Origin of the sequence: Achromobacter seleniivolatilans, from assembly GCF_030864005.1 — a bacterium.
GTDB lineage: Bacteria > Pseudomonadota > Gammaproteobacteria > Burkholderiales > Burkholderiaceae_B > Achromobacter > Achromobacter seleniivolatilans.
In genome coordinates this window covers 4357464-4379946 of record NZ_CP132976.1, presented here as the reverse complement: position 1 = coordinate 4379946, position 22483 = coordinate 4357464, and the positions used below count along the sequence as shown (strand labels likewise).

Annotated in this window: 23 protein-coding genes and 1 tRNA gene; 18 read left to right on the top strand and 6 right to left on the bottom strand. The window is 62.7% G+C overall.

The features are described from left to right. Positions 1 to 135 precede the first annotated feature (135 nt). Together RAS12_RS19765 and RAS12_RS19760 are read left to right on the top strand one after the other, a co-directional pair. The gene (locus RAS12_RS19765; RefSeq protein ID WP_306938280.1) at positions 136 to 1365 is read left to right on the top strand and encodes a CaiB/BaiF CoA transferase family protein; all 1230 of its coding nucleotides are present in this window, start codon (positions 136 to 138) and stop codon (positions 1363 to 1365) included. A 97-nt stretch (positions 1366 to 1462) separates the two neighbouring features. Beyond that, positions 1463 to 2974, top strand: coding sequence for a 3-hydroxyacyl-CoA dehydrogenase (locus tag RAS12_RS19760; protein WP_306938279.1), 1512 nt, complete (start codon positions 1463 to 1465; stop codon positions 2972 to 2974). A 155-nt stretch (positions 2975 to 3129) separates the two neighbouring features. On the opposite strand, the gene RAS12_RS19755 is transcribed toward RAS12_RS19760, so the two are convergent. Next, positions 3130 to 4044 (bottom strand): c-type cytochrome, encoded by a 915-nt coding sequence (locus RAS12_RS19755; RefSeq protein ID WP_306938278.1) that lies wholly within the window; start codon positions 4042 to 4044, stop codon positions 3130 to 3132. 229 nt (positions 4045 to 4273) lie between these two features. Between RAS12_RS19755 and RAS12_RS19750 the strand changes: the two genes are divergently transcribed. Together RAS12_RS19750 and RAS12_RS19745 are read left to right on the top strand one after the other, a co-directional pair. Next, positions 4274 to 4348, top strand: a tRNA-Arg gene (locus RAS12_RS19750). Positions 4349 to 4647: 299 nt separating this feature from the next. Beyond that, complete coding sequence (locus RAS12_RS19745) at positions 4648 to 5160, top strand: hypothetical protein (protein ID WP_306938276.1); 513 nt, start codon at positions 4648 to 4650, stop codon at positions 5158 to 5160. Positions 5161 to 5270: 110 nt separating this feature from the next. Here RAS12_RS19745 and RAS12_RS19740 read toward each other — a convergent pair whose 3' ends face one another. Then, positions 5271 to 5528, bottom strand: a complete 258-nt coding sequence (locus RAS12_RS19740; RefSeq protein ID WP_306938275.1) for a hypothetical protein — start codon at positions 5526 to 5528, stop codon at positions 5271 to 5273. 209 nt (positions 5529 to 5737) lie between these two features. On the opposite strand from RAS12_RS19740, the gene RAS12_RS19735 reads away from it, so the two are divergent. From RAS12_RS19735 to RAS12_RS19680, 12 genes are all read left to right on the top strand, one after another. After that, entirely contained in the window at positions 5738 to 6862 is a 1125-nt protein-coding gene (locus RAS12_RS19735; protein WP_306938273.1) for a cupin domain-containing protein, read from the top strand. 88 nt (positions 6863 to 6950) lie between these two features. Next, entirely contained in the window at positions 6951 to 7862 is a 912-nt protein-coding gene (locus RAS12_RS19730) for a fumarylacetoacetate hydrolase family protein (protein WP_306938271.1), read from the top strand. Between the two features lie 64 nt (positions 7863 to 7926). Then, positions 7927 to 9120 (top strand): ABC transporter substrate-binding protein, encoded by a 1194-nt coding sequence (locus tag RAS12_RS19725; protein ID WP_306938270.1) that lies wholly within the window; start codon positions 7927 to 7929, stop codon positions 9118 to 9120. Beyond that, entirely contained in the window at positions 9117 to 10031 is a 915-nt protein-coding gene (locus RAS12_RS19720; protein WP_306938269.1) for a branched-chain amino acid ABC transporter permease, read from the top strand. The genes RAS12_RS19725 and RAS12_RS19720 overlap by 4 nt, the downstream gene beginning before the upstream one ends. Beyond that, on the top strand, positions 10028 to 11014 hold the full coding sequence (locus tag RAS12_RS19715) for a branched-chain amino acid ABC transporter permease (RefSeq protein WP_306938267.1): 987 nt from the start codon (positions 10028 to 10030) through the stop codon (positions 11012 to 11014). Before RAS12_RS19720 ends, RAS12_RS19715 begins: the two co-directional genes overlap by 4 nt. Further along, the gene (locus tag RAS12_RS19710) at positions 11004 to 11774 is read left to right on the top strand and encodes an ABC transporter ATP-binding protein (RefSeq protein WP_306938265.1); all 771 of its coding nucleotides are present in this window, start codon (positions 11004 to 11006) and stop codon (positions 11772 to 11774) included. The genes RAS12_RS19715 and RAS12_RS19710 overlap by 11 nt, the downstream gene beginning before the upstream one ends. Next, positions 11761 to 12453 (top strand): ABC transporter ATP-binding protein, encoded by a 693-nt coding sequence (locus RAS12_RS19705; RefSeq protein WP_306938264.1) that lies wholly within the window; start codon positions 11761 to 11763, stop codon positions 12451 to 12453. Before RAS12_RS19710 ends, RAS12_RS19705 begins: the two co-directional genes overlap by 14 nt. 106 nt (positions 12454 to 12559) lie before the next feature. Further along, positions 12560 to 13321, top strand: coding sequence for a GntR family transcriptional regulator (locus tag RAS12_RS19700; protein WP_306938262.1), 762 nt, complete (start codon positions 12560 to 12562; stop codon positions 13319 to 13321). Further along, entirely contained in the window at positions 13314 to 14198 is an 885-nt protein-coding gene (locus RAS12_RS19695) for an alpha/beta hydrolase (protein WP_306938260.1), read from the top strand. The genes RAS12_RS19700 and RAS12_RS19695 overlap by 8 nt, the downstream gene beginning before the upstream one ends. Positions 14199 to 14238: 40 nt before the next feature. Continuing rightward, a complete protein-coding gene (locus tag RAS12_RS19690) occupies positions 14239 to 15153 on the top strand; it encodes a LysR family transcriptional regulator (RefSeq protein ID WP_306938258.1) in 915 nt (304 codons plus the stop codon). Positions 15154 to 15334: 181 nt separating this feature from the next. Then, the gene (locus RAS12_RS19685; RefSeq protein ID WP_306938256.1) at positions 15335 to 16327 is read left to right on the top strand and encodes a Bug family tripartite tricarboxylate transporter substrate binding protein; all 993 of its coding nucleotides are present in this window, start codon (positions 15335 to 15337) and stop codon (positions 16325 to 16327) included. A 56-nt stretch (positions 16328 to 16383) separates the two neighbouring features. Continuing rightward, positions 16384 to 17328, top strand: coding sequence for a M14 family metallopeptidase (locus tag RAS12_RS19680; protein WP_306938252.1), 945 nt, complete (start codon positions 16384 to 16386; stop codon positions 17326 to 17328). An 82-nt stretch (positions 17329 to 17410) separates the two neighbouring features. Here the strand turns inward: RAS12_RS19680 and RAS12_RS19675 are convergent, their stop codons facing one another. The 3 genes from RAS12_RS19675 to RAS12_RS19665 all read right to left on the bottom strand — a co-directional run bounded on the left by RAS12_RS19675 (position 17411) and on the right by RAS12_RS19665 (position 20526). Continuing rightward, a complete protein-coding gene (locus tag RAS12_RS19675) occupies positions 17411 to 17932 on the bottom strand; it encodes a lipocalin family protein (RefSeq protein ID WP_306938250.1) in 522 nt (173 codons plus the stop codon). Between the two features lie 81 nt (positions 17933 to 18013). Continuing rightward, positions 18014 to 19585, bottom strand: coding sequence for a glutamate--cysteine ligase (gshA, locus tag RAS12_RS19670; protein ID WP_306938248.1), 1572 nt, complete (start codon positions 19583 to 19585; stop codon positions 18014 to 18016). 32 nt (positions 19586 to 19617) lie between these two features. Continuing rightward, positions 19618 to 20526: an alpha/beta hydrolase gene (locus RAS12_RS19665; RefSeq protein WP_306938247.1), complete on the bottom strand. Its 909-nt coding sequence runs from the start codon at positions 20524 to 20526 to the stop codon at positions 19618 to 19620. Positions 20527 to 20570: 44 nt separating this feature from the next. On the opposite strand from RAS12_RS19665, the gene RAS12_RS19660 reads away from it, so the two are divergent. After that, on the top strand, positions 20571 to 21110 hold the full coding sequence (locus RAS12_RS19660; protein ID WP_306938245.1) for a hypothetical protein: 540 nt from the start codon (positions 20571 to 20573) through the stop codon (positions 21108 to 21110). Here the strand turns inward: RAS12_RS19660 and RAS12_RS19655 are convergent. Then, entirely contained in the window at positions 21100 to 21342 is a 243-nt protein-coding gene (locus RAS12_RS19655; RefSeq protein ID WP_306951534.1) for a helix-turn-helix domain-containing protein, read from the bottom strand. The two genes, RAS12_RS19660 and RAS12_RS19655, sit on opposite strands and share 11 nt — an antisense overlap. A gap of 232 nt (positions 21343 to 21574) precedes the next feature. Here RAS12_RS19655 and RAS12_RS19650 point away from each other — a divergent pair, with 232 nt between their 5' ends. Next, complete coding sequence (locus tag RAS12_RS19650; RefSeq protein WP_306938243.1) at positions 21575 to 22471, top strand: AEC family transporter; 897 nt, start codon at positions 21575 to 21577, stop codon at positions 22469 to 22471. Positions 22472 to 22483 lie beyond the last annotated feature (12 nt).

Here is a 22483-nt window from a genome sequence, read left to right as displayed (position 1 = left end):
GCCCGGGGTTTGAGCGGCTAATATCGCAGGTGACGCGCTACCGGCCCAGGCCGCTGGCATGACAGAACTCCAGACTGGCTTGCGCCGTGCCGCAAGCCAGACGTTTTCATCTCTCTTCTAGCGAAAAGATTACAGATGTCGCAACGTCCCGCTCCCCTTACCGGCATACGCGTGCTGGACCTGACCCGCGTGCTGGCGGGCCCATGGTGTACCCAGAACCTGGCCGACCTTGGCGCCGAGGTGATCAAGATTGAACGGCCGGGCGCGGGCGACGATACGCGCGCCTGGGGTCCTCCTTACCTGAAGGACGAAGCGGGCAACGACACGACGGAAGCCGCTTACTACCTGTCGGCCAACCGCAACAAGATGTCGGTGGCGCTGGATATCGCGTCGCCGCGCGGCGCTGAACTGGTGCGCGAACTGGCGTTGCAAAGCGACATCCTGGTGGAAAACTTCAAGGTTGGCGGCCTGTCGAAATACGGCCTGGACTACGAAAGCCTGAAGGCCATCAACCCGCGCCTGATCTATTGCTCGATCACGGGCTTTGGCCAGACCGGCCCGTATGCCAGCCGTCCGGGTTATGACTTCATGATCCAGGGCATGGGCGGCCTGATGAGCATCACCGGCGAACGCGATGACCTGGCTGGTGGCGGCCCGCAGAAGGCTGGCGTGGCCGTGGCGGACCTGATGACCGGTATGTATTCCACCGTCGGAATCCTGGCGGCGCTGCTGGAACGAGCCAAGAGCGGCCTGGGGCAGCACATTGATATGGCGCTGCTGGACTGCCAGGTCACGATGCTGGCAAACCAGAATCTGAATTTCATGACCTCTGGCGTCGCGCCCAAACGCGCCGGCAACGCGCATCAGAACCTGGTGCCCTACCAGGTGTTTGCGGCCAGTGACGGCCACCTGATTGTGGCGGTCGGCAACGACAGCCAGTTCCGCAATTACTGCGGCGCTATCGGCCTGCCCGAGTTGTCGGCCGATCCGCGCTTTTCCACCAATCCGCAACGCGTGAAGAACCGTGCGGAATTGGTCCCGCTGCTGACCGAACGCATGGCCACCGGCGCGCGTGATCACTGGCTTGCCGCGCTGGAAAGCGTTGGCGTGCCGGCTGGCCCCATCAATACGCTGGACCAGGTCTACGAAGACCCGCATGTGCTGGCGCGCGGCATGAAGCGCGAGCTGCCGCACCCGGCGGCAGGCAAGGTGCCGATGGCGTCCAGCCCGCTGAAATTCTCGGACAGCCCGGTCGAGTACCGCCGTCCGCCGCCCATGCTGGGTGAGCACACGGCGCAGGTCCTGTCTGAAAAGCTGGGCCTGTCGGCTGAAGAAATCCAGGCGCTGGCGCAGAGCCAGTCTTGAACGGAAACGGAGCGGTCTGGCGGACGCTCCGTTTTCCATTGCGCCACGCCATGCCGGGGCGCGCACAATCCATTCCAATACAGGCAGGAGATAGGTGATGACGGAGATTCAAACCATCGGCGTCGTGGGCGCCGGTGCCATGGGGCGCGGCATTGCGCAGATCGCGGCGCAAGCCGGTTTGCGCGTGCGCTTGTACGACACCAGTGCTGATGCGGTTGCCGCCGCGCGCGAGTCCCTGCGCCAAACCTGGGAAAAACTGGCCCAGAAGGGCAAGCTGACCACCGCCGACGCGCAAGCCGCGCTGGAACGTGTGGAATCCGCGACCGCCCTGACCGATATGTCGGTGTGCCAGTTGGTGGTGGAAGCCATCGTCGAACGTCTGGACGTCAAGCGTGACCTCTTCGCCGCGCTGGAAGGCGTGGTGTCCGAGGACTGCATTCTGGCGTCGAACACGTCGTCTTTGTCCATTACCGCCATCGCGGCCGCCTGCAAGCATCCGCGCCGCGTAGTCGGTTATCACTTCTTCAACCCGGTCGCGTTGATGAAAGTGGTTGAGGTGATCGACGGCCTGCGCAGCGCGCCGGAAGTCGGCGATGCGCTGGCCGTGCTGGCGCGCCGCATGGGGCACACCCCCGTGCGTGCCAAAGACATGCCTGGCTTTATCGTCAATCACGCTGGCCGCGGCATGAATACCGAAGGGCTGCGCGTGGCGCAGGAAGCAGTCGCGACCTTCGCGCAGGTGGATGCCGTGATGCGTGAGCAGGCGGGTTTTCGCATGGGCCCGTTCGAACTGCTGGACCTGACCGCGCTGGACGTGTCGCATCCGGTGATGGAATCCATCTACCGCCAATTCTTCGACGAGCCGCGTTTCCGCCCGTCGCCCATCACCACGGTGCGCCTGGCTGGTGGCCTGATCGGCCGCAAGGCGGGTGAAGGCTTTTACGTCTATGCCGACGGCCAGAAGCAAGTGCCGCCCGAAGCGCCCGTGCCCGCGCTGCCGGAAGGCCTGAAGGTCTGGGTCAGCCCCAAGCATCCCGAAGGTTATGCGCGCGCTTCCGCCTTGATCGAAAAGCTGGGCGCCACCTTGGTCACCGGTTCTACGCCGGACGCTGACGCGCTCATCATCGTCACGCCTTTTGGCGATGACGTGTCTACGTCGGTTTCCGCTCAGGGCCTGAACGCAGCTCGCACGGTGGGTCTGGATACGCTCTATGCGTTCGACGCAGCCAAGCGCCGCACGATCATGGTGTCGCCGGCCACTGAAGAGAAATGGCGTGACGCCGCGCATGCGTTGCTGGCCGCCGACGGTGTGGCAGTGACCGTGATCGAGGATTCGCCGGGTTTCATCGCCCAGCGCATCGTAGCCATGATCGTCAACATCGCCAGCGACATCGCGCAGCAGCAGATCGCCACGCCGGAAGACATCGATCAGGCCGTGACCTTGGGCCTGGGTTATCCGGTGGGCCCGCTGTCGCTTGGCGACAAGCTGGGTGCCGAGCGCATCCTGGAAATTCTGAAGAGCATGCAGCGCGTGACGGGCGACCCCCGTTATCGCCCCAGCCTGTGGCTGCAACGCCGCGTTCAACTGGGCATGTCCCTGTTGAAATAACGCACGGCGGGTGACAGACCCGCGCGAGGGGCATAGGCAAGAATTCCTATGCCCCTCGCGGGTCATCCAGCATGCAGCGGTCCAAAAGAAAAGCGCCTTGAATACTCAAGGCGCTTTTTTCTTTCCGAGGCTGCGTGATGGGTTACGCGTGTTGCTTACTTGGCAGCGTCAACCATGTATTGCACAGCGGCGCGGATGTCGTCTTCCGAGGCGTTGGCAGCGCCGCCCTTCGGGGGCATCGGCGGCTTGCCTTGCATGGCGACCTTCACCATCGCGTCCATGCCGGTCTTGATATACGGGTCCCATGCGGCCTTGTCGCCAAACTTGGGCGCGTTGGCGATGCCGGTGGCGTGACAAGCGAAGCAGACGCTCTTGTAGAGCTTTTCACCGGCCGGGTTGACGGCGGCGGTCTGCGCGGGGGCGGGGGCTTGCGCGACAGGAGCGGCGGCTGCCGGTGCCGGTGCAGCCGGTGCTGCTGCTACCGTTGCGGGAGCCGCAGCGGCAGCCGGGGCAGGAGCTGCTGCCGGGGCGGCGGCTTCCTTCTTTGCGCCGTCGGCAGCGGGTTCTGCGGGTTCGGCCAACGATGCGCCGGACTTGTTCGCCATGTAGACCACGGCGCGCGCGACTTCAAAGTCGGACAGCGTGGGGTTGCCGCCCTTGGCGGGCATGCCGCCCTTGCCGTGCAGGGCCACATTCAGCATGGTGTCGTAGCCTGCCTGGATGAAAGGCGCCCAGGCGGCGTTGTCACCCATCTTGGGCGCGCCAGCGATGCCGGCGGTATGACAGGCCGTACAGACCGCGGCGAAGACCTGCTCGCCCGTCTTGAAGACCTTCGGCGCATTTGCATCGACCAGCGCGAAACCCGCGACAGGGGCGATGCGTTTGGTGACCGCTTCGTTAGAGAGGGTGTCCGAGCCGGCGCCAACCTTGGTGCCTGAAACCACCATATTCACCAATAGGATGATGATGGCGATCGGGATCACGAAAGACAGAATGATCGTGACGACCAATTGCTTCGGAGTCTTGATGGGGGAGGAGTGCTCTTCTATGTGTTCCTGCTCGTTGCTCATGACCAAATCCTGCTAACGGGTGGGGCGCCTGACGGCGGCAACAGAAAATCAGTACTGCACAAGTGGCGGGCCAAGAGAGAGTCCGCCTGCAAGCAAACGACGGATTATATAACGGTGTCATAGACGGTAGTCCAATGCAACAGACCGGGTTTTCAATGAGATTGACAGAAGATTTGATCCACTTCATGCAGGTCTCAGAAAACTAGGTACAATGTCGCCTCCTTGCGCTGCGCCCGTAGTTCAATGGATAGAATGAGAGTTTCCGAAGCTCTTGATACAGGTTCGATTCCTGTCGGGCGCACCACTTAAGCATCAAAAAATCAAAGTCTTGGATTCAAGACTTGCAGGTTGGGCCCGCAATGGTCCCGAAAAAAGCACCTGCTCCAATCCCTTCGATTTGAAAGACACTGTCAGAAAGACAAGAAGCTCAAACAGGCTGCTTTTTGGGCGACGCCAGCGCAACACGCTGGCGCATCCTGTTTTTTTCAGCTGATTTTCGGTCTCGCCGGTTCACTTCGAGCAAATCCCGATACGGATCTTTGCGCATCGCGCCACGGAGCATCAGTTGCACGTGGGCCAGGGGCGGGGCGCTGGACGTAGATAATGGCCAACAGAAAGTTCGGCCAGATGCGAACGACGGAAAAAGGAAACTTGATGGGTTTGATTTCGTGGGTTGCGGCGGCTTTTATCCTGGCCTTGCCTTCAAGTTATCAACTTGAATCCCAGCGCATTGAGCAAGTCCCTGGCCCTGGCGGCATAGGGTCAACCATTGAGACGGAGTGCGTCTGGAAGAACGATCAGGGTGAAACCGTGATGTTCTCGTGGTGGAATCCGTTCCCCCCGCGACCCGGAGAGCCTATGGTTGCTGCCCGGGAGACACAAGGCGTGTGGGCAGGCGAATCGGCTTCTTTCGTCGAAACCAAAATCTACAACGGCGCAGCCAGTCGTGTGGCGGTTGCCTATCAGCAAAGGCCGAGTCTTCAGGCGCAAACAAGAATCGTCGCGACAGGGCTGGAACTGGATGAGCTACAGGCTTTGCTGAAAGCATCCACGCTGAAAGACATGACAGCCGACGCTGCAAGCAAAGCCGGATGTGGGGCGATACCGCCGAAGTAAGCGGGGCGGAAAATCGAGGACCGCCATGCAATTGCGGCCACGGCCAGGTGGCGCCGCGTGATGCGCGCGCCCGCTCAATCCTTCAGATCAAGCGGGGCGGTTTTCCGCGTTCAATCGTCCAGCGATGGCACGGTGCCTATTTGCGCCAGGATGCGCGGCGATTCCATATCGCCGGTTTCCTTGTCGATCATGACTTCGTAGGCGGCAACCCCCGCAAATTTTGAGGCCATTGAATTGGCGATACGGATGGCTCCGAACTCACTGCTGGCCGAGCGGATTTCACCTGGCGACACACCGTTGGCGACTGTGCGATAGGGAACGACGATGTACTGCAGGACATGGTTAGCGACTTCGGCTGCTTCGGACACAGGATTCTCCTGGACGGCTGTTTTTCGGGCGATCGAAATGTATCACGACGCACTGTGTTTTTGTACAGTATTTTTTGCTGTGAAGCCAACTAATTCGTGTGCGCAGATATTTCTAAAGGAAAACCCCTAGCGGGCAATGATTGCTCAATTCTCTGCTCGCCTCTAATATTTTCGAAAATCTGATGATTTTTATAAAAAGAGGTCAAGGGATGGAAGCGAACCGGTACGACGCCTACCGCGAGGACACCGCAGGCCGAGCCAATGTGGCCGACTCGCCCGAGCGCATCGCGTATTACAAGGAGCTGGCGCGCCTGGAAACAGGCGCCCTGTGGACGGTAGCGAACAAGATCGAGCCCTGGGCGCCGCGGTCGGTCTCGGTGCCGGTGGTGTGGCGCTATCAGGAATTACGCGGGCACGTACTGCGTTCGGCGGAATTGGTATCGCCTGAAGAGGCGGGCCGGCGCGTCATCTATCTGAACAACCCCGGCCGGCGTGACGTGGCGGCCGCTGTGGGCTGGCTCTATTCGGGCTTGCAGGTGATGCAGCCCGGTGAACTGGCCTCCGCCCACAAGCATTCGCATTCCGCACTGCGCTTCATCATGGAAGGCCGTGGCGCCTACACCGTGGTGGACGGACACAAGATGACCTTGGGCGCGAATGATTTCGTGCTGACGCCCAACGGCACGTGGCACGAGCATGGCGTAGCCGAAGACGGCACCACCTGCATCTGGCAGGACGGTCTGGATATCCCGCTGGTCAACGCGCTGGAAGCCGGGTTTTACGCGGTGCACCCTGATCTGAATCAGGCGGTGACGTATCCGGTGGATGACACCAGCGCCGCCTGGGGCGGCGTGGCATTGCGGCCGCAGGTATCAGGCTGGACCAAACCCTATTCGCCGCTATTCAAGTACGAATGGGAACCCACTTACGAGGCGCTGCGCCGCTACGCGCGCACCACCGCAGGCAGCCCTTTCGACGGAATTTTGCTGGACTACGTCAACCCGGCGACGGGCGGGCCCGTGATGCCTACCATCGGCGCCAGCATGCAGATGCTGCGGGCCGGAGAACACACCAAGGCCCACCGCCACACCGGCAGCTTCATCTATCAGGTGGCCAAGGGCAGCGGCTTTTCCATCATCGACGGCAAGCGCTATGACTGGACTGAGCGCGACATCTTCTGTGTGCCGTCATGGTCCATTCACGAACACGCCAATCTTTCTTCTAACGACGACGCCTGCCTGTTCTGCTTCAACGACCTGCCCGTGATGCGGTCGCTGGGGCTGTACCGCGAAGAAGCGCTCAAGGAAAACGACGGCCATCAAATCCTGATCTAGCGCCGCCAATCCCTATTCGATTTTTTATCCGCCGCCGGGGCCTGCCCCGCGCGCCTGACCCAACTCGTTCTGAATTTCTGGAGATCCTATGCGCTTGGTGACTTTTCGCGCTCATCCCACCGCCGCCGCACGGCTTGGCGCGCTGGCTGAAGGTTATGTGATTGACCTGGCCCTGCTGGGGCAGGCCGGCGGCGTGAACCTGCCCGCCGACATGCTGGCGTTCATCGATCTGGGGCCCGTTGCCGTGCAACAAGCCAGCCGGCTGTTGGACGCATATCGCGGCGATTGGCCTGTGGGCACGGCCTTGCCGCAAGAGAATGTGAAACTGCTGGCGCCCATTCCGCGGCCGCGCAAGAACATCTTTGGCATCGGGTTGAACTACGTTGAACACGTGGCGGAATCGAGCCGCACGCTGGATACCTCGGCGGATTTGCCCAAGCAGCCGGTCATCTTCTCCAAGCCGCCCACTACCGTCATCGGCCCGGGCGATGCAATCGAGCACAACGCGAAGATCACGCAGCAGCTGGACTGGGAAGTGGAACTGGCCGTGATCATGGGCCGGCGCGCAACACGCGTGGCGGAAGAGGACGCGCTGTCTTACGTCTTCGGCTATAGCGTCATGCTGGATATGAGCGCGCGTGATTGCCGCCGTGCGGGCCAGTGGATTTACTCGAAAGGACAGGACACCTACGCGCCGTTTGGACCCTGCATCGTGACCGCCGATGAGATCCCGGACCCGCAAGTGCTGGATCTGTGGCTGACCGTCAATGGCGAGAAAAAACAGGGTTCCAACACGCGCCACATGCTGTTCAAAGTGCCGTTCCTGATCTCGGACATCAGCGCTGGCATCACGCTGGAGCCGGGCGACATCATCGCCACCGGCACGCCCGAAGGCGTGGGCGCGGGCAGGAAGCCGCAGGAGTGGTTGTGGCCGGGCGACGTGATCGTGGCGTGCGTGGAAGGCATCGGCACGTTGCGGCATCCGGTGGTTGCGGTCTAGCAGGAATTGTCTGGCATACGCCCGGCCGCCTGGCGGCGGGCAGCGCCGTCTTCAAGGGGAAAACATGACTAAAAAACACGTATCCGGCGGCATGGCTGCCTGGCTGGCCGCAGCCCTGGGCGCTGCGGCTTCGATGGGCGCGGCCTATGCGGCAGAGCCCGTGAAAATCGGCTTTATCGCCACCTTGTCCACACCGGCCGGCTACATCGGTGAAGACGAGCGCGATGCCTTCAATCTGGCCATCAAACAAGGTGACGGCAAGCTGGGCGGCGTGCCGGTGCAACTGGTCATCGAAGACGATGGCCTGAAACCCGCCAATGCCAAGCAGGCAGCCGACCGGCTGCTGCAATCGGGCGTGAAGCTCTACACCGGCGTGAACTTTTCGAACGTGCTGGCAGCGGTGGTGCCAAGCGTGGTGAAGTCGGGCGCGTTTTATGTCAGCCTGAATCCGGGTCCGTCGAATTTTGCGGGCGAAAAATGCGATCCCAATTATTTCGTGGCGTCCTATCAGAACGACGCTTTCCACACCGCAGGCGGCGTGGCAGCCAACGAATTGGGCTACAAGCGTGTGGTGTTGCTGGCGCCGAATTACCAGGCGGGCCGTGACGCGATCGAAGGTTTCAAGCGCACCTACAAGGGCGAAGTCGCCGCCGAGATCTACACCAAGCTGGATCAGTCCGACTTCTCGGTGGAGTTGGCGCGGGTACGCTCATTGGCGCCGGAAGCCATCTACCAGTTTCATCCTGGCGGCACCGGGATCAACTTCGTCAAACAATACGCCGCGGCGGGCCTGAACAAAACCATCCCTATGCTGATGCCCAGCTTCTCGATGGATGCGCGCATGATCCAGGCCACGGGCGACGCGTCGGCGGGTTCTTACACCACCGGCATCTGGTCGCAGGATTTCGACAACCCGCAGTCCAAAGCCTTTGTGAAAGCGTTCAAGGACGCTTATGGCCGGGTGCCAACGGACTACGCCATGCAAGCGTATGACACGGCGCAGCTGATCGGCGCGGGGCTGAAAGCGACGGGCGGCGATCTGTCCAAGGCAGCAGAGTTTCGCGCCGCGTTGCGCAAGCCGGAATTCACGTCCTTGCGCGGCAAATTCAGCATGAACACCAACCAGCATCCGATCCAGGATCTTTACCTGATGCGTATCGAGAAAGGCAGCGACGGCGTCTTGTCGCCGCACCTCGTGCGCAAGCTGGTGTCCGACGATAAAGATGCCTACGCGCAATTTTGCAAGATGCCATCATGACGCTCCTGTTTGAACAGCTGCTCAACGGCTTGCAGTTCGGCGCCATGCTTTTCATGCTGGCTGCCGGACTGACACTGATCTTCGGGATCATGGGCGTGGTCAATCTGACGCACGGGTCCTTCTACATGGTGGGCGCGTACTGCGCGGCCTATGCCATCGGCACGACCGGTTCCTTTCTGGCTGGCGTGCTGGCGGCATTGCTGGGCGCGGGTCTGTATGGCGTGTCGGTCGAAGTGCTGGTGATACGCAAGCTGTACAAGCGCGATCACCTGTATCAGGTGCTGGCCACCTTTGGCCTGCTGCTGTTCTCCAATGAAGCGGTCAGCCTGATCTTTGGCCGTCGCCCGCCGCTGGTGGGCATTCCGACGTTTCTGGAAGGCGCGGTGACGCTGGCACCCGGTTTTCAATATCCCCTGATCCGTTTGTCATTCATTGCCATTGGCGCGCTGGTGGCAGTGGGGCTGTGGTGGCTGGTGAATCGCACGCGCATCGGCATGCTGATCCGCGCAGGCGCCGATGACCGTGAAATGGTGGATGCGCTGGGTGTGGACATCAAGAAGCTCTACACGCTGGTGTTCGGCCTGGGCGCGCTGCTGTGCGGTCTGGCAGGCGTGATGGCAGCGCCGCTGCTGGCGGTTGAGATCGGCATGGGTGAACGGATTCTGATCACAACGTTCGTGGTGATTGTGATCGGTGGCGTCGGGTCCGTGCGTGGCGCTTTGGCGGGTGCGTTGCTGGTGGGCATGGTCGACAGCATGGGGCGCGCGTTTCTGCCGCAGGTGTTGTCCACGATGTTCTCGCCCGCCACGGCAGACCCGCTGGCTGCCGGCATGGCCTCGGCCAGTATCTATGTCTTGATGGCGATTGTGCTGATTGCCAAGCCGGGCGGATTGTTTCCGGCGCGAGGATGATGATGGGAAAGACACTTTCGAATCGCGCCCGCTGGGGCTTGGGCGGCCTGGCCGTGCTGATCCTGCTGCCAGCAGGAGCGTTGTTGTCGGGCTCGCCATTTTTGATCGGCGTGGTCACGCGTTTTCTGATCTATGGCCTGGCCGCAGTCAGCCTGGATCTTGTGATCGGCTATGGCGCCATGGTTAGTTTTGGGCACGCCATGTTCTTTGGACTAGGCGGCTACGCAGTGGGCATCATTGCCTTTCATACTGCCGAGGCCGGCCCGATCTTCGGTTGGGCGGGCAGCAATGCCGCGCTGGTGGTGTGGCCGATTGCTCTGGTGGTGTGCGCGTTGGCTGGCTGGGTTTTCGGCTATCTGGCGCTGCGCACGCGTGGCGTGCAGTTCATCATGATTACGTTGGCGTTTGGCCAGATGGTGTATTTCATTCTGGTGTCCTTGCAGTTCTACGGCGGCGACGATGGGTTGATGATTCCGCAACGCAACGTGCTGCCGGGCATCAATCTGGAAAGCCCGATGGTTTTCTACTACGTATGCCTGACGCTGCTGGTGCTGTGGACGCTGCTGTGCATCCGCGTCACCAACTCGCGTTTCGGCATGGTGCTGCAAGCGCTGCGTCAAAGTGAACGGCGTGCCCTGAATCTGGGCGTGGCGCCTACCCCATACCGCTTGAGCGCCTTTGTGCTGTCGGCGGTGGGCACCGGGTTGGCAGGCGTTTTGTGGGCGAACTATGCGGGGCTGGTCACGCCCGACATGGCGGCGTGGACCAAGTCCGGCGAGCTGATGGCCATCGTGATACTTGGCGGTGTGGGCACGTTGCTGGGGCCGATCGCAGGCGCTGCGGTGTTTCTGGGATTGGAGCAACTGCTGTCGTCGCTGACCGAGCACTGGCTGCTTTACATGGGGCCGATCCTGGTGCTGGTGGTGTTGTGGGGGCAGAAGGGCCTGTTCGGCAAGTTGCTGGAGACGCGCCATGCAGACTGATGCCGGCGTAAGCCTGCTGCGCTTGACGCAGTTGCGCAAAGCCTTTGACGCGGTGGTCGCCACCAACGGCGTGGATCTCGATGTGCGGGCAGGCGAAATCCACGCCATCATCGGCCCCAACGGCGCGGGCAAGTCCACGCTGATCGCGCAGATCTGCGGCGAGATCCGGCCGGACTCGGGCACCATTCATCTGGACGGCCGGGACGTGACTGCGCTGCGTGCTTTCGAGCGTGCGCGGCTGGGCCTGGGCCGGTCGTTTCAGATCACCGAGCTGTGCCACGAGTACACCGCGTTGGAAAACGTGATTCTGTCGCGCATGCTGAAGAACGGCCGCGCGTTTGGCGCCTGGTCCAATCCGCGTCATGACGTAGGCTTGAAGGCCGAGGCCATGCAATGGCTCACACATGTGGGTCTGGAAGACCGGCGTCACATGCGCACGGCCGACCTGGCGCACGGCGAAAAACGGCAGCTGGAGTTGGCGGTGGCGCTGGCGCGGTCGCCTCGGCTGTTGCTGCTGGATGAACCGATGGCGGGGATGGGGCCAGAGGAATCGGCGCGTATGACGCGGCTGCTGCAAGGTATGAAGGGCGACTACGGAATTTTGCTGGTCGAACACGATATGGACGCCGTCTTTGCGCTGGCCGACCGCATCAGCGTGCTGGTCTATGGCCGCGTGGTGTTCAGCGGGGCGCCTGACGAAGTGCGGCGCAATCCCGAAGTGCGCGCGGCCTATCTGGGAGAAGAACATGTTGAAGGTTGACGGCCTGACAGGCGGCTACGGGTCCAGCAAAGTGCTGTTCGGCATGTCGTTTGAGGCCAGCGAGGGCGAGGTGATCTCGCTGATCGGCCGCAACGGCATGGGCAAGACCACCACGATCAAGACGCTGATGGGTATGTTGCCGGCCACAGGCGGCGCCGTGCAGTTTCGCGGCCAGACGCTGGCGCGGTCCGCGCCCAGCACCGTGGCGCGTCTGGGCGTGGGGCTGGTGCCGGAAGGGCGGCGCGTGTTTGGGTCGCTGACGGTGCAGGAAAACCTGGTGGCGACGGCGCGTGCCGCGCCGGGGGGATGGGATCTGGAACGCGTCTATGCGCTGTTTCCGCGTTTGAAGGAACGCCGCGGGCAGTCGTCGCGCACCCTGTCGGGCGGGGAGCAACAGATGCTGGTGGTCGGGCGCGCGCTGATGACCAATCCCAAGTTGCTGATTCTGGATGAAGCCACCGAAGGCCTGGCCCCGTTGATCCGCCAGGAAATCTGGCGCTGCCTGCGAGCGTTGAAGGCCGAAGGCCAGACCATTCTGGTGATCGACAAGAACCTGCCGGAGATGGCGACGCTGGTCGATCGCCACTACATCGTGGATAAAGGCCGCGTGGCTTGGGCAGGCAAACCTGCCGAACTGTCCGGCCAGCCTGAATTGGCACAGCGGTATCTGGGTATTTGAACGGTTGTCTGGCTTGTGGCGTCAGACGCGGCGAGCAGTAGGCGCGAGTAGAATGAGCCGCCTGTGCGCGGGCCGGCGGGCAAGCCGCTGACATCTGGAGAGCAAGTTGAAGCCAAGAATCAAAGCTTCCCGCCAGGACGATCCAGGATCGGACGGGAATGCGGAAGTAGAGGAAATCACGCTGTCCGAGCAGGTCTACCGCTTGCTTCGGCGTGACATCATGAGCGGCGTCTTTTCGCCGGGCCAGTCTTTGCGGCTCGAATTGCTCAAGCAACGCTACGGCAGCAGCTTTTCGCCCATCCGCGAGGCGCTCAACCGGCTGCGCAGCGAACGCATGGTGATCAACACCACGTCGCGCGGATTCAGCATCGCGCCCCTGTCCGTCGAGGAAATGTGGGACGCCTGTGAGACCCGGATTCTGATTGATTGCGATGCCCTGCGCCGTTCATTGGCCAATGCCGACGATGCCTGGGAAGCCCGTCTGGTGGGCGCGTATCACGCGTTGACGCTGGCCGCGCAGCGCGCGGGCGATGCGCCCGCGCCGACCCAGGAACTGGAAGAACTGCTTGAAGCCCGCCACCTGGATTTCCATCATGCGTTGATTGGCGCGTGCCGTTCGCATTGGCTGCTGGATCTGTCCACCCAGCTCTATGCGCAAACTGAGCGCTACCGCCGTCCGGCGCGCGCCGGCGCCACGGCCTACGGGCCGCAACGCAATGTCGACGACGAACACCGGCAGTTGCTGGATGCCGCGATCTCGCGCGATGTTGAAGGCTCGGTCGCCATGCTGGCCGCGCATTACCGCAAGACCGCACAGTTCATCGAACAGATCATTTCGCAGCCCGACGCTCAGGCCCGCCATGCATAACGACGATATCGACCTCTTCTTTTCCTCCATCGCAGAGCGCGAGGTGCAGTACAACGCGCGGGAATCCGTTGCGGATTTTGATGCCTGCGTGCGGCGCTATGCGGAGTCGTCCGCCCGCGTGAAATCGCGTCGCCCCGGCGTGCTGGATCTGCGCTATGGCATGGGCCACGACGAGCGGCTTGACCTGTTTCTACCCGCCGCGTCTCGCGCGCCAGCTCCGCTTTTTGTGTTCATCCACGGCGGCTACTGGCGGGCGCAGCGCAAGGAAGACGCCCCGGTGATGGCCGAAGCGTTCAACGCCGCAGGCGCTGCCGTGGCCACGTTGGAATACACCTTGGTGCCTGAGGCGACCTTGGCCGAAGTTGTGCGGGAAGTGCGCTCTGCGGTGGCCTGGCTGCATCGGAACGTGGCCGCCTATGGCGTGGACCCTGAGCGGATTTACGTGGGCGGCAGTTCCGCAGGCGGTCATCTGGCCGGCATGTTGGCCGCGCCCGGCTGGCCTGCCCGCTATGGCGTGCCAGACGACGTGATCAAGGGCACGCTGGCGCTCAGTGGCCTGTTCGACTTGCGGCCGCTGTGCGACATCTTGCCCAATACCTGGCTGCGGCTGACGCCGGAGCAGGCCGCGCATCAAAGCCCGATCTTCCATCTGCCCGAACAAGCCGGTCCGATGCTGCTGGCAGTCGGGGGCTTGGAAACCCAGGGTTTCAAGAATCAGACGAGCGCTTTTGAAGCGGCCTGGAACGGCGCCGGCCTGGCATCCACCCGCATCCCCACGCCCCATTGCAATCACTTTGATCTGGTCAACGAGCTTGAAGACCCGGCCAGCCCGCTGACTCGCGCCACCTTGGCGATGATGGGGCTGTCCGCCGGCTGATGCTCAGACTGGCGCCGCTGATGGCGTAAGCTTGCGTCTCATGGCCGACCTGAAACTCCTTGAAGACCTGATCGCGCTGGCGCGCACGGGCAGCTTTGTGCGCGCCGCCGAGCTGCGTCACGTGACGCATCCTGCTTTCGGGCGGCGTATCCGTGCGCTGGAGGCGTGGGCGGGCGCGCCTTTGGTCGACAGGCAGCACCTGCCGGTCACGCTGACGCCAGAGGGCGAGGCGCTCTTGAAGACCGCCACGCAGGTGGTCGAACAAATGGGCCTGGTGCGGCACCGCATACGCAGTTCCGGCGCAGGCGGCGAGGCCGTGCTGCGCATTGCCACCGGCCGCAGTCTGGCTCGCACGCTGGTCGCGGATTGGATCGCGCGCCTGCGCCACCGCACGCCCAAAGTGCTGACCGAAGGCACTCAGGTGGAACTGTCTACCGGCAAGGCGCAGGACCTGGTGGTGAAGTTGGAGCAGGGGAATGTGGACCTGCTTTGCTGTTACGAGCATCCGGCCCTGTCTGTTCCGCTCAGCCCTGCACGCTACCGTTATATGACCTTGGCCACCGACAAACTGGTGCCTGTCAGCCAGGCAGATGCTCGCGGCCGCGCCCGGTACATGCTGCAAGACGGCGGTCCGCCCGTGCCATTGATTACGTATACAGGCGGTCTGGCCATGGAGCGCATTGTTGGCGACCGCCTGGAAACGACCCCCTACGCGCTGACCCCATTCGTGCGCAGCGATTCGCTGGATGCCGCGCATGGCGCCGTGGCTAAAGGGGTAGGGGTGGCATGGCTGCCTTGGTCCATGGTGGCCGCCGATTGCCGCCGGGGCGTGCTGGCCGCGCTGGGCGGGCGCAGCGAAGAGATCGCCTTTGAGGTCCGCCTGTACCGTCCGCGTGCCCGGCTGACGGATCTGGCAGAAGCCGCCTGGGAAGCCACCGCCAATCGCAAGGCTTGACGCGCCAGCCTGAACGGCAGGTGACAAATGGCAGTTGGCAATAGGCCAAGGCGTAGAACCAGATCAGCACGGCAATGTGCCGTTTTGGCACGGATGGCATACAGGCCGCCCGCGAAAATACTTCCCGAAACCTCAAATGAGACGGCTCCGCCGTCCACCACAGCACCCCAGGGAAGAAAATATGAAGTCCGTTCTACATCCGTTGCGCGGCGCAATTGCTGCGTTCTGTGCAAGCTCGGCGCTGATTGCCGCACCCGCGGCCTTTGCCGCTGATTACCCCGCCCGCAGCGTCTCGCTGATTGTGGGTTATCCCGCAGGCGGTAGCCTGGACCTGACGGCTCGCCTGTTGGGCGAAGAACTGGGCAAACGCCTGGGCCAGACGGTTGTAGTGGAAAACGTGGGCGGCGCTGGCGGCACGATCGGCGCGCAACGCGTGGCACGCGCCGCGCCGGACGGCTATACGATTTTTCTGGGTTCCACCAATGAAATGGTGATTGCCCGCATGATCAACACCGCCGTGAAGTACGACAGCGCCAAGGATTTCACGGCGTTGGGCATCGTGGCGTCGCAGCCGATGCTGCTGGCTGCCAGCAAGAATTCGGGCGTGAAGACGGCGGCTGATTATCTGCAAAAACTGCGTGGCGCAGAGCCGGGCACGTTCAACTATGGCTCTTCTGGCGTGGGCACGACGCTGCACCTGGCTGGCGAGATGATCAATCAAGCCACCAGTACGCGCGCCGAACATGTGCCGTACCGTGGCGTGTCGCCGCTGGTCACCGACCTGATGAGCGGTCAGCTGGACTACGGCATGCTGGTGCTGTCTTCCGGCCTGCCGCAAGTGCGCAGCGGCAACATCGTGGCGCTGGGCCTGACCGAGAACAAGCGTTCGCCGGCTGCGCCCGAGATTGCGCCTCTGGCTGCGACTCCGGGCTTTGAATCCGTGGATATCAATCTGTGGTTCGCGCTGTATGGTCCGGCAGGTTTGCCGGAGCCGGTGGCGGCAAAGCTGCGCGCCGTGCTGGATGAAACGCTGAAGTCCGAAGCGTTCCGCGCCAAGATGCAGGAAGCGGGCGGCGAAGTGGCCAAGCCGGGCATCGACCCCGTGGCCTATCAGGCTGAAGAAACGAAGAAGTACGGCGCGCTGGTGAAGGCCGCCAAAATCGAAGCGCAATAAGTTTCAGGCGCGGCATTCCTCTCATTGCAATACCAGGCAGACAAGCGGATCACACCATGGAATTCAAGCTTCCCGTTCCCGACCTGAGCGCCGAGCGCGCCGGAAATACCGATACGCCGGGCGTATGGCATTTTGATTCGGGCGTGCCGGGACGGGCGCTCATGGTGTCCGCACTGGTGCATGGCAACGAGTTGTGCGGCGCTTGGGCGTTGAAGGATCTACTCGCGGCAGGCGTCAAACCTCGCCGCGGCAGCCTGACGCTGGCGTTTTGCAATCTGGACGCCTTTGACCGTTTTGATCATTCCAATCACGACGCATCGCGTTTTGTCGTCGAAGACATGAACCGGGTCTGGAGCGCCGAACGTCTGGACAACCCCACGACGCCAGACCGTCAGCGCGGCGCGGCATTGCGCCCGTGGGTGCTGCGCGCCGACTGGCTGCTGGATCTGCATTCCATGCACGAGGCGGGCGCGCCCTTGTTATTGACCGGCGTCTTGCCCCGCAACATCGACCTGGCCCGCCGCTTGAAAGCGCCGCAACACGTCATCGTGGACGCGGGGCACAAAGATGGCGTGCGTATGCGTGACTTTGCACAATTCGGCGACCCGGCGCGAGAAGATGCGTGCGCGTTGCTGATCGAGTGCGGATTCCACGGCGACCTGTCGTCGCGCGACGTGGCCCGCGATATGGTGGCGCGCATGCTGGTGGAATCGGGAGTGCTGGACGCAGCGGATCTGCCTTCGGGCTGGTTGCTGCCGGACCCCGCAAACCAGCGCGTGCTGGAAGTCACCAACGCCGTGGTCGCGCCGTCTATGGACGTGCGATTTGCCGAGGCGTGGACGGGGTTGGAGACGTTTGAACAGGCGGGCTCGGTGATTGGTTGGGCCGATGGCCAGCCAATCGTGACGCCCTATGATCAATGCACATTGATCATGCCGTCGCTGCGCCAGCTCAAGCCCGGCGTAACGGTGGTCAGACTGGCGCGTAATTACGCGGGCTGATCAAAGCGAATGGCGGGCCGGTTGTTGACCGGCCCGGCTGGTGAAAAGCGCGACGTGCCTTGGCCGCCGCGCTTTTTTTATCCTACTTTTGCGGCGTGTAGCGCAGCTCGTCCAGCTGGTAGCCCTGCGCGGTGGCGGCGGCCAGCGCTTTGTCCAGTTCTTCCTTGGGCAGCTTCGGCGAACGAGACAGTATCCACAGGTACTTACGGTCTGGCGTGCCGACGACGGACCAGCGGTATTCCGGGTCCAGTCCAATCACCCAGTAATCGCCCTTGAAGGGCTTGGCGAACGAGACTTCCAGCTTGGCGTTGTTGCTGCCTTCCACCACGGTGGCGGTGCCCGAGGCGGAATCGACATCGCCATCTTTGGTGCGGCAGCGATTGTTCACGCCGATGGTGCCATCGGCATGCGCCGTGTATTCAGCGGTGGTGTCTCCGACGCAGTTGCGTTGGAAGAACATGGGGAAATTCGCGATCTCGTACCACATGCCGGCGTAACGCTTCAGATCCACCGATTGCACAGTCTGCATGGGCGGCGGCGCGGCATGAGCGATCCCCGTCATGCTGGCGGCCAGGGCCAGCAGGAATGTTGCGGTGCGACGCATGGGGAAAACCTCCTTGGTGACAAACGCGGTTCACGCTGCCTGACATGCAGGCGGCGTGAACCAAAACCCTAACGATACGCTTTATTTGCGCGGGGCTTTCAGCGCTGCGTGATACTGGGCGACATAGGTCCCGAAATCATCCGTGTCCGATTGCTCAATACGCAGCTGTTCCGCGGTGGATTGCGCAGCGGCCTCTTCATAGGCTCGCGCCAGATCCGAAGGCAGCGGCTCAGCGCGCAGCGCCTCGGCGTGCTTGCGGCTCAGGTCCAGCGAATAGTCATGGAACGACAGGCCGCTGTCGATCAACGAAGACAGCAGTCGGGCCGACGGCGTGGCATCGGGCTGGTCCAGCTTGACGCGTTGCGCGGCCAGCGCTTCGGCATAGGCGCTGCCGCCAAGCGCCGAGTCAAACAGGGCGGCGTACGGTGCAATCTGGTCCAGTAATTCGTGGCCCCACTGCGCCAGACCAATGGCTTGGCCTTCACGGTCAAGCATCAGGCCAGGCTTGCGGCCTTCCTTGACGACGAGCGAGAAGTTGTCCGCGCTGCGCTGACAGTAACCGCTGGCGGGGAAGAAGGGGCTGTCCGAGGCGGTGCAAAACAGCAGGAATGCGTCTACGAAACGGCTGGTGCTGGCGTCGATGCCAACGGGGGATGTCGGGTCGATATCCAGGCAGCGGACTTCCACATACTGCACGCCGCGTTCCGTCAATGCCGTGATCGGGCGTTCGCAACGGCCGGTGGCGCGCTTGGGCCGGATGCTGGAGTAGTACTCGTTTTCGATCTGCAGCACGTTGGTGTTGAGCTGGATCCATTCACCGTCGCGCTGCGTGCCGATCTTTTGATATTCAGGCCATGGTTGCGTCACGGCGTCATACAGACGGCCAAGGAAAGTATCCAGATCGTTGTAGCAAAGCTTGAGCTGCGACTGGGCTTTGTTCTGATAGCCCAGATCGCTCATGCGCAGACTGGTGGCGTGCGGCAGGTACAGCGTGTGATCACCCAGTTTTTGCAACGGGTGTTCTTGGCCGCGTAAAAAGTCGCTGGCCAGCGCAGGAGCGGCGCCAAACAAGTACATCAGCAGCCAGGAATAGCGCGTGAAGTTGCGGATCAGTCCGATATAGCCGCGCGAGCGGCGGTCTTGCACTGAGCCCGGCTGCGTATCCAGCACCGACCACAGGTCTTCGGCCAGAGAAAAGTTGTAGTGAACCCCGGCGATACATTGCATCGTTTTGCCATAGCGCTCGGCCAGGCCACGGCGGTACACATGCTTGAGCATGCCGGTATTGGACTTGCCGTACCAGGCGATGGGAATGTCCGCTTCGGGGGGCAGCGTGGCGGGCATGGACTGATTCCAGATCAGTTCATGGTCCAGCACGCTGTAGACATGGCGGTGGGTGTTCGTCAGTTCGGCCAGCAACGCGTCCACATTCGTGTGCGTGCCCGTGATGAGTTCCAGCAGCGATTCGGAGTAATCGGTGGTGACGTGTTCGTTGGTCAGCGCCGAGCCCAAGGCTGCGGGGTGCGGCAAGCGGGACAGGATGCCCTGCTCGTCCACGCGCAGGCCCTCTTTCTCAATGCCCCGCAGGGTTTGAGTCAGTAGCGAGCGGTTGGCCTCTAGGCGGGAGAGACGGTTGGCGGCGGTATCGGTCACGGATTATTCTCGTTGGGGTCTGTCGCCAGATTTTACGGGGTGCCGGCCTCCTGTGCCGAGGGAGCCAATACAGGGCGCAGGGACAATGCCTGCGCGGTGCGTGCCAGCCACTCGTCCAGGTCTGCGTAGACCGGGTCGGAAATAGGGGCCGTTTCATTGAAAATTTCGTGCCAGGCGGTGTCGTACCAGCGCAGGGTCAGCAATTCAGCTGGCGCCCGCTGGGCAAACTGGCGGCTGCCCTCGGCTGCCACGATAGAGTCATCACCCGCCACCATCAGCAGGGTGCGGCAGGGTAAAAGCGCGGCTTCGCGCAGGGATTCCTGGCCGCCTTCGTCCACAAAACGCGCCAGTCGGCCCGTCATGCGGCGGCGCACCAAGGGGTCGGCCCGGTAGGCCTTGACCACCGCCCGGTCGTGGGAAATCCGGGCGGGCGCCAAGCCATGGGGCACGCGCAGGTCGGGCGCGTGCAGGGACATCCAGGTCAGGGTGCGGCGTACCCACAGTGGCACATTGACCACAAAAGGCGGGGAACTGAGCACCAAGGCGTCCAGTTCGGCCATCCGCCGCAGGGCGATCCGTACCGCAACCAGGGCGCCCAGGCTATGCGCCAGCAGGATGGGCGGACGGCCGTGGGCCAGCGTCCAGGCGCGCAGCCGGTCTACGGCGTCGGTCACCAGGTCTTCCTGGTGGCTCAGCGTGGCGGCCGGACCGCCAGAGCGGCCGTGGCCGCGGTGGTCGTGCGCCCCGACGGTCCAGCCGCGGGCGGTCAGCCAGCGGGCCAGGCGGTCGTACCGGCCGGCGTGCTCGCTAAGACCGTGCAGCAGGTAGATACTGGGCGTGCCCGGGCCGACGATAGGCGGGGCGACATTGGGGGCGGCGGGCCATACATAGTTGGCCAGTGGCGTGCCGTCGGGCGCGGGGGTCATTGAAATCGGCGACAATTTCGTGATTCCTTGAATTGAAAGACTGTCCTGGTCCACGGGTAATGACGATTTCATCGCTGTTTCGTTTCATGTTCAAGAAAGCCGGCCTGATTGTGGGGTTGGCGGTACTGGTGGCTGCGTGCTCGCCCCGTTACAACTGGCGGGAAGTCGACGTAGCCGACGGTCACGTGCGGGCCGCCTTTCCCGACCGGGTCATGACGGATACCCGAGACTTGCGGCTGGATACCCATACTCTGCGTTTTACTCTGGCTTCTGCCACCGTGGGCGAAGCCGTTTTTGCCATAGGGTCGGCGCCCTTGCCGCCGGAAGTTGCGGCAGACCCGGGCGCCCGGCGGGCGCTGGGCATGGCATTGATGCGCTCGCTGTATACAAATATGCAGGCGACTCCCCCAATGGAGTGGCCAGCTTACGGGCAGGAAATTGAGGTTCAGGGCCAGGCGATGGGCAAGCCGGGTTGGCTGCAAGCCAAGGTTTGGGTGACCGACACGATGCTGATCGAAGCCGTGGCCGCTGGCACCCAGGAGAGCCTGCCCGCCGAACGCGCGCGGGAATTCCTGCGGTCGGTCGTGCTTAAACCGTGACGGAATCCAGTAAGCCCAGCCGCAGTGCCGCCACCACGGCGGCGCGCCTGCCGCGCACGCCAAGCTTGTTGCAGGCGTTGCGCAGATGAAAATTAACCGTGCTTTCGCTGACGCCCAGGATACGGGCGGTTTCCCAGCTGGTCTTGCCTGCGGCGGACCAGTGCAGGCAAGCGGCCTGACGTTCAGACAGGGTTTTGCGGGGTTGCCCCGCTAGCGACGCAAGCGAGGGAATGGGCGGATGCTGGGTGGATAGCGGCAGCGATGAACGCAGCACCGCGGCGCGGCTGATGGATGGGCCGGCGGCGGCGGAACGGTGGCTGGCTGTACGGTCGGTAGCGGACATGGCGGGTGGGTGCTGGGCGCTCTTTCATTAACAGGTTGCCTTATGCTGCTGGTCGCGGCGGCGGCAGGCAAGCATTGATGCCCCGACGCATCAATCTCCTTATCTCTGACGGAATAGTTGTATGTTGGCCATCGCGCAGTTCTACCTCACAACCCTTGTGCTGATGCTGCCGTTGTTGTTTTGCGTGGGCATCGGGGTGTTCTGGGGCAAGCGCGATGTTCCCTTCGGGGGCGCATTCATCACGACGCTGGTGACCTCGGTGACGACGCCCGCCCTGGTATTCCACACCTTTGTCACCACGCATCTGGACGACCGCGCGCTGGCTGACGTGGCTGCGGCCACCTTGCTGGCGCTGTTGCTGTGCGCCCTGGTCAGCGCTTTGCTGCTGAAAGTGTGGAAACTGCCGGTGCGCACCTTGCTGCCCACCGCGTTCCTGCCTAACGCGGGCAATCTGGGCCTGCCGATTTCTCAGCTGGCATTTGGCGATGCGGGCCTATCGGTCGCGGTGGCATTTTTTGCCGTCAATTCTTTTGTCATGCACACGTTTGCCGTACGTCTGCTGCCGGGCGTGAATACCAAAGGCAGTTGGAAGAGTCCTATTTTGTTGGCGTCCGTTGTCGCGGTGGCGATGCGCATGTTGCACATTCCCGTGCCCGAATGGCTGATCGAGACGGCCAGGATGCTGGGCGCCGTCACGGTGCCGCTGATGTTATTGAGCCTGGGCCATGCGCTGGCGCTGATTCCCTCCAACGGCATGCGCGATGGCGCCAAGGTGGGAGCCATCAGGCTGGTCGTGGGGGTGGGGTCGGGGCTGGCGGTCGTGTGGGCGCTGGACCTGGAGCCCGTGCTGGCGGGCGCATTGACCTTGCAAATGGCCATGCCGTGCGCGGTGGTCAGCTATATGTACGCCAAGCGCTACACGCAGCTGGGTGATACCGCGGCGGGCGCCGTGCTGGTGTCCACCGTGGTGTTCCTGCTGCTGGCACCCTTGATGCTGTGGTTTTCCCACGGCGCCTAGGGGCCAGCGCAA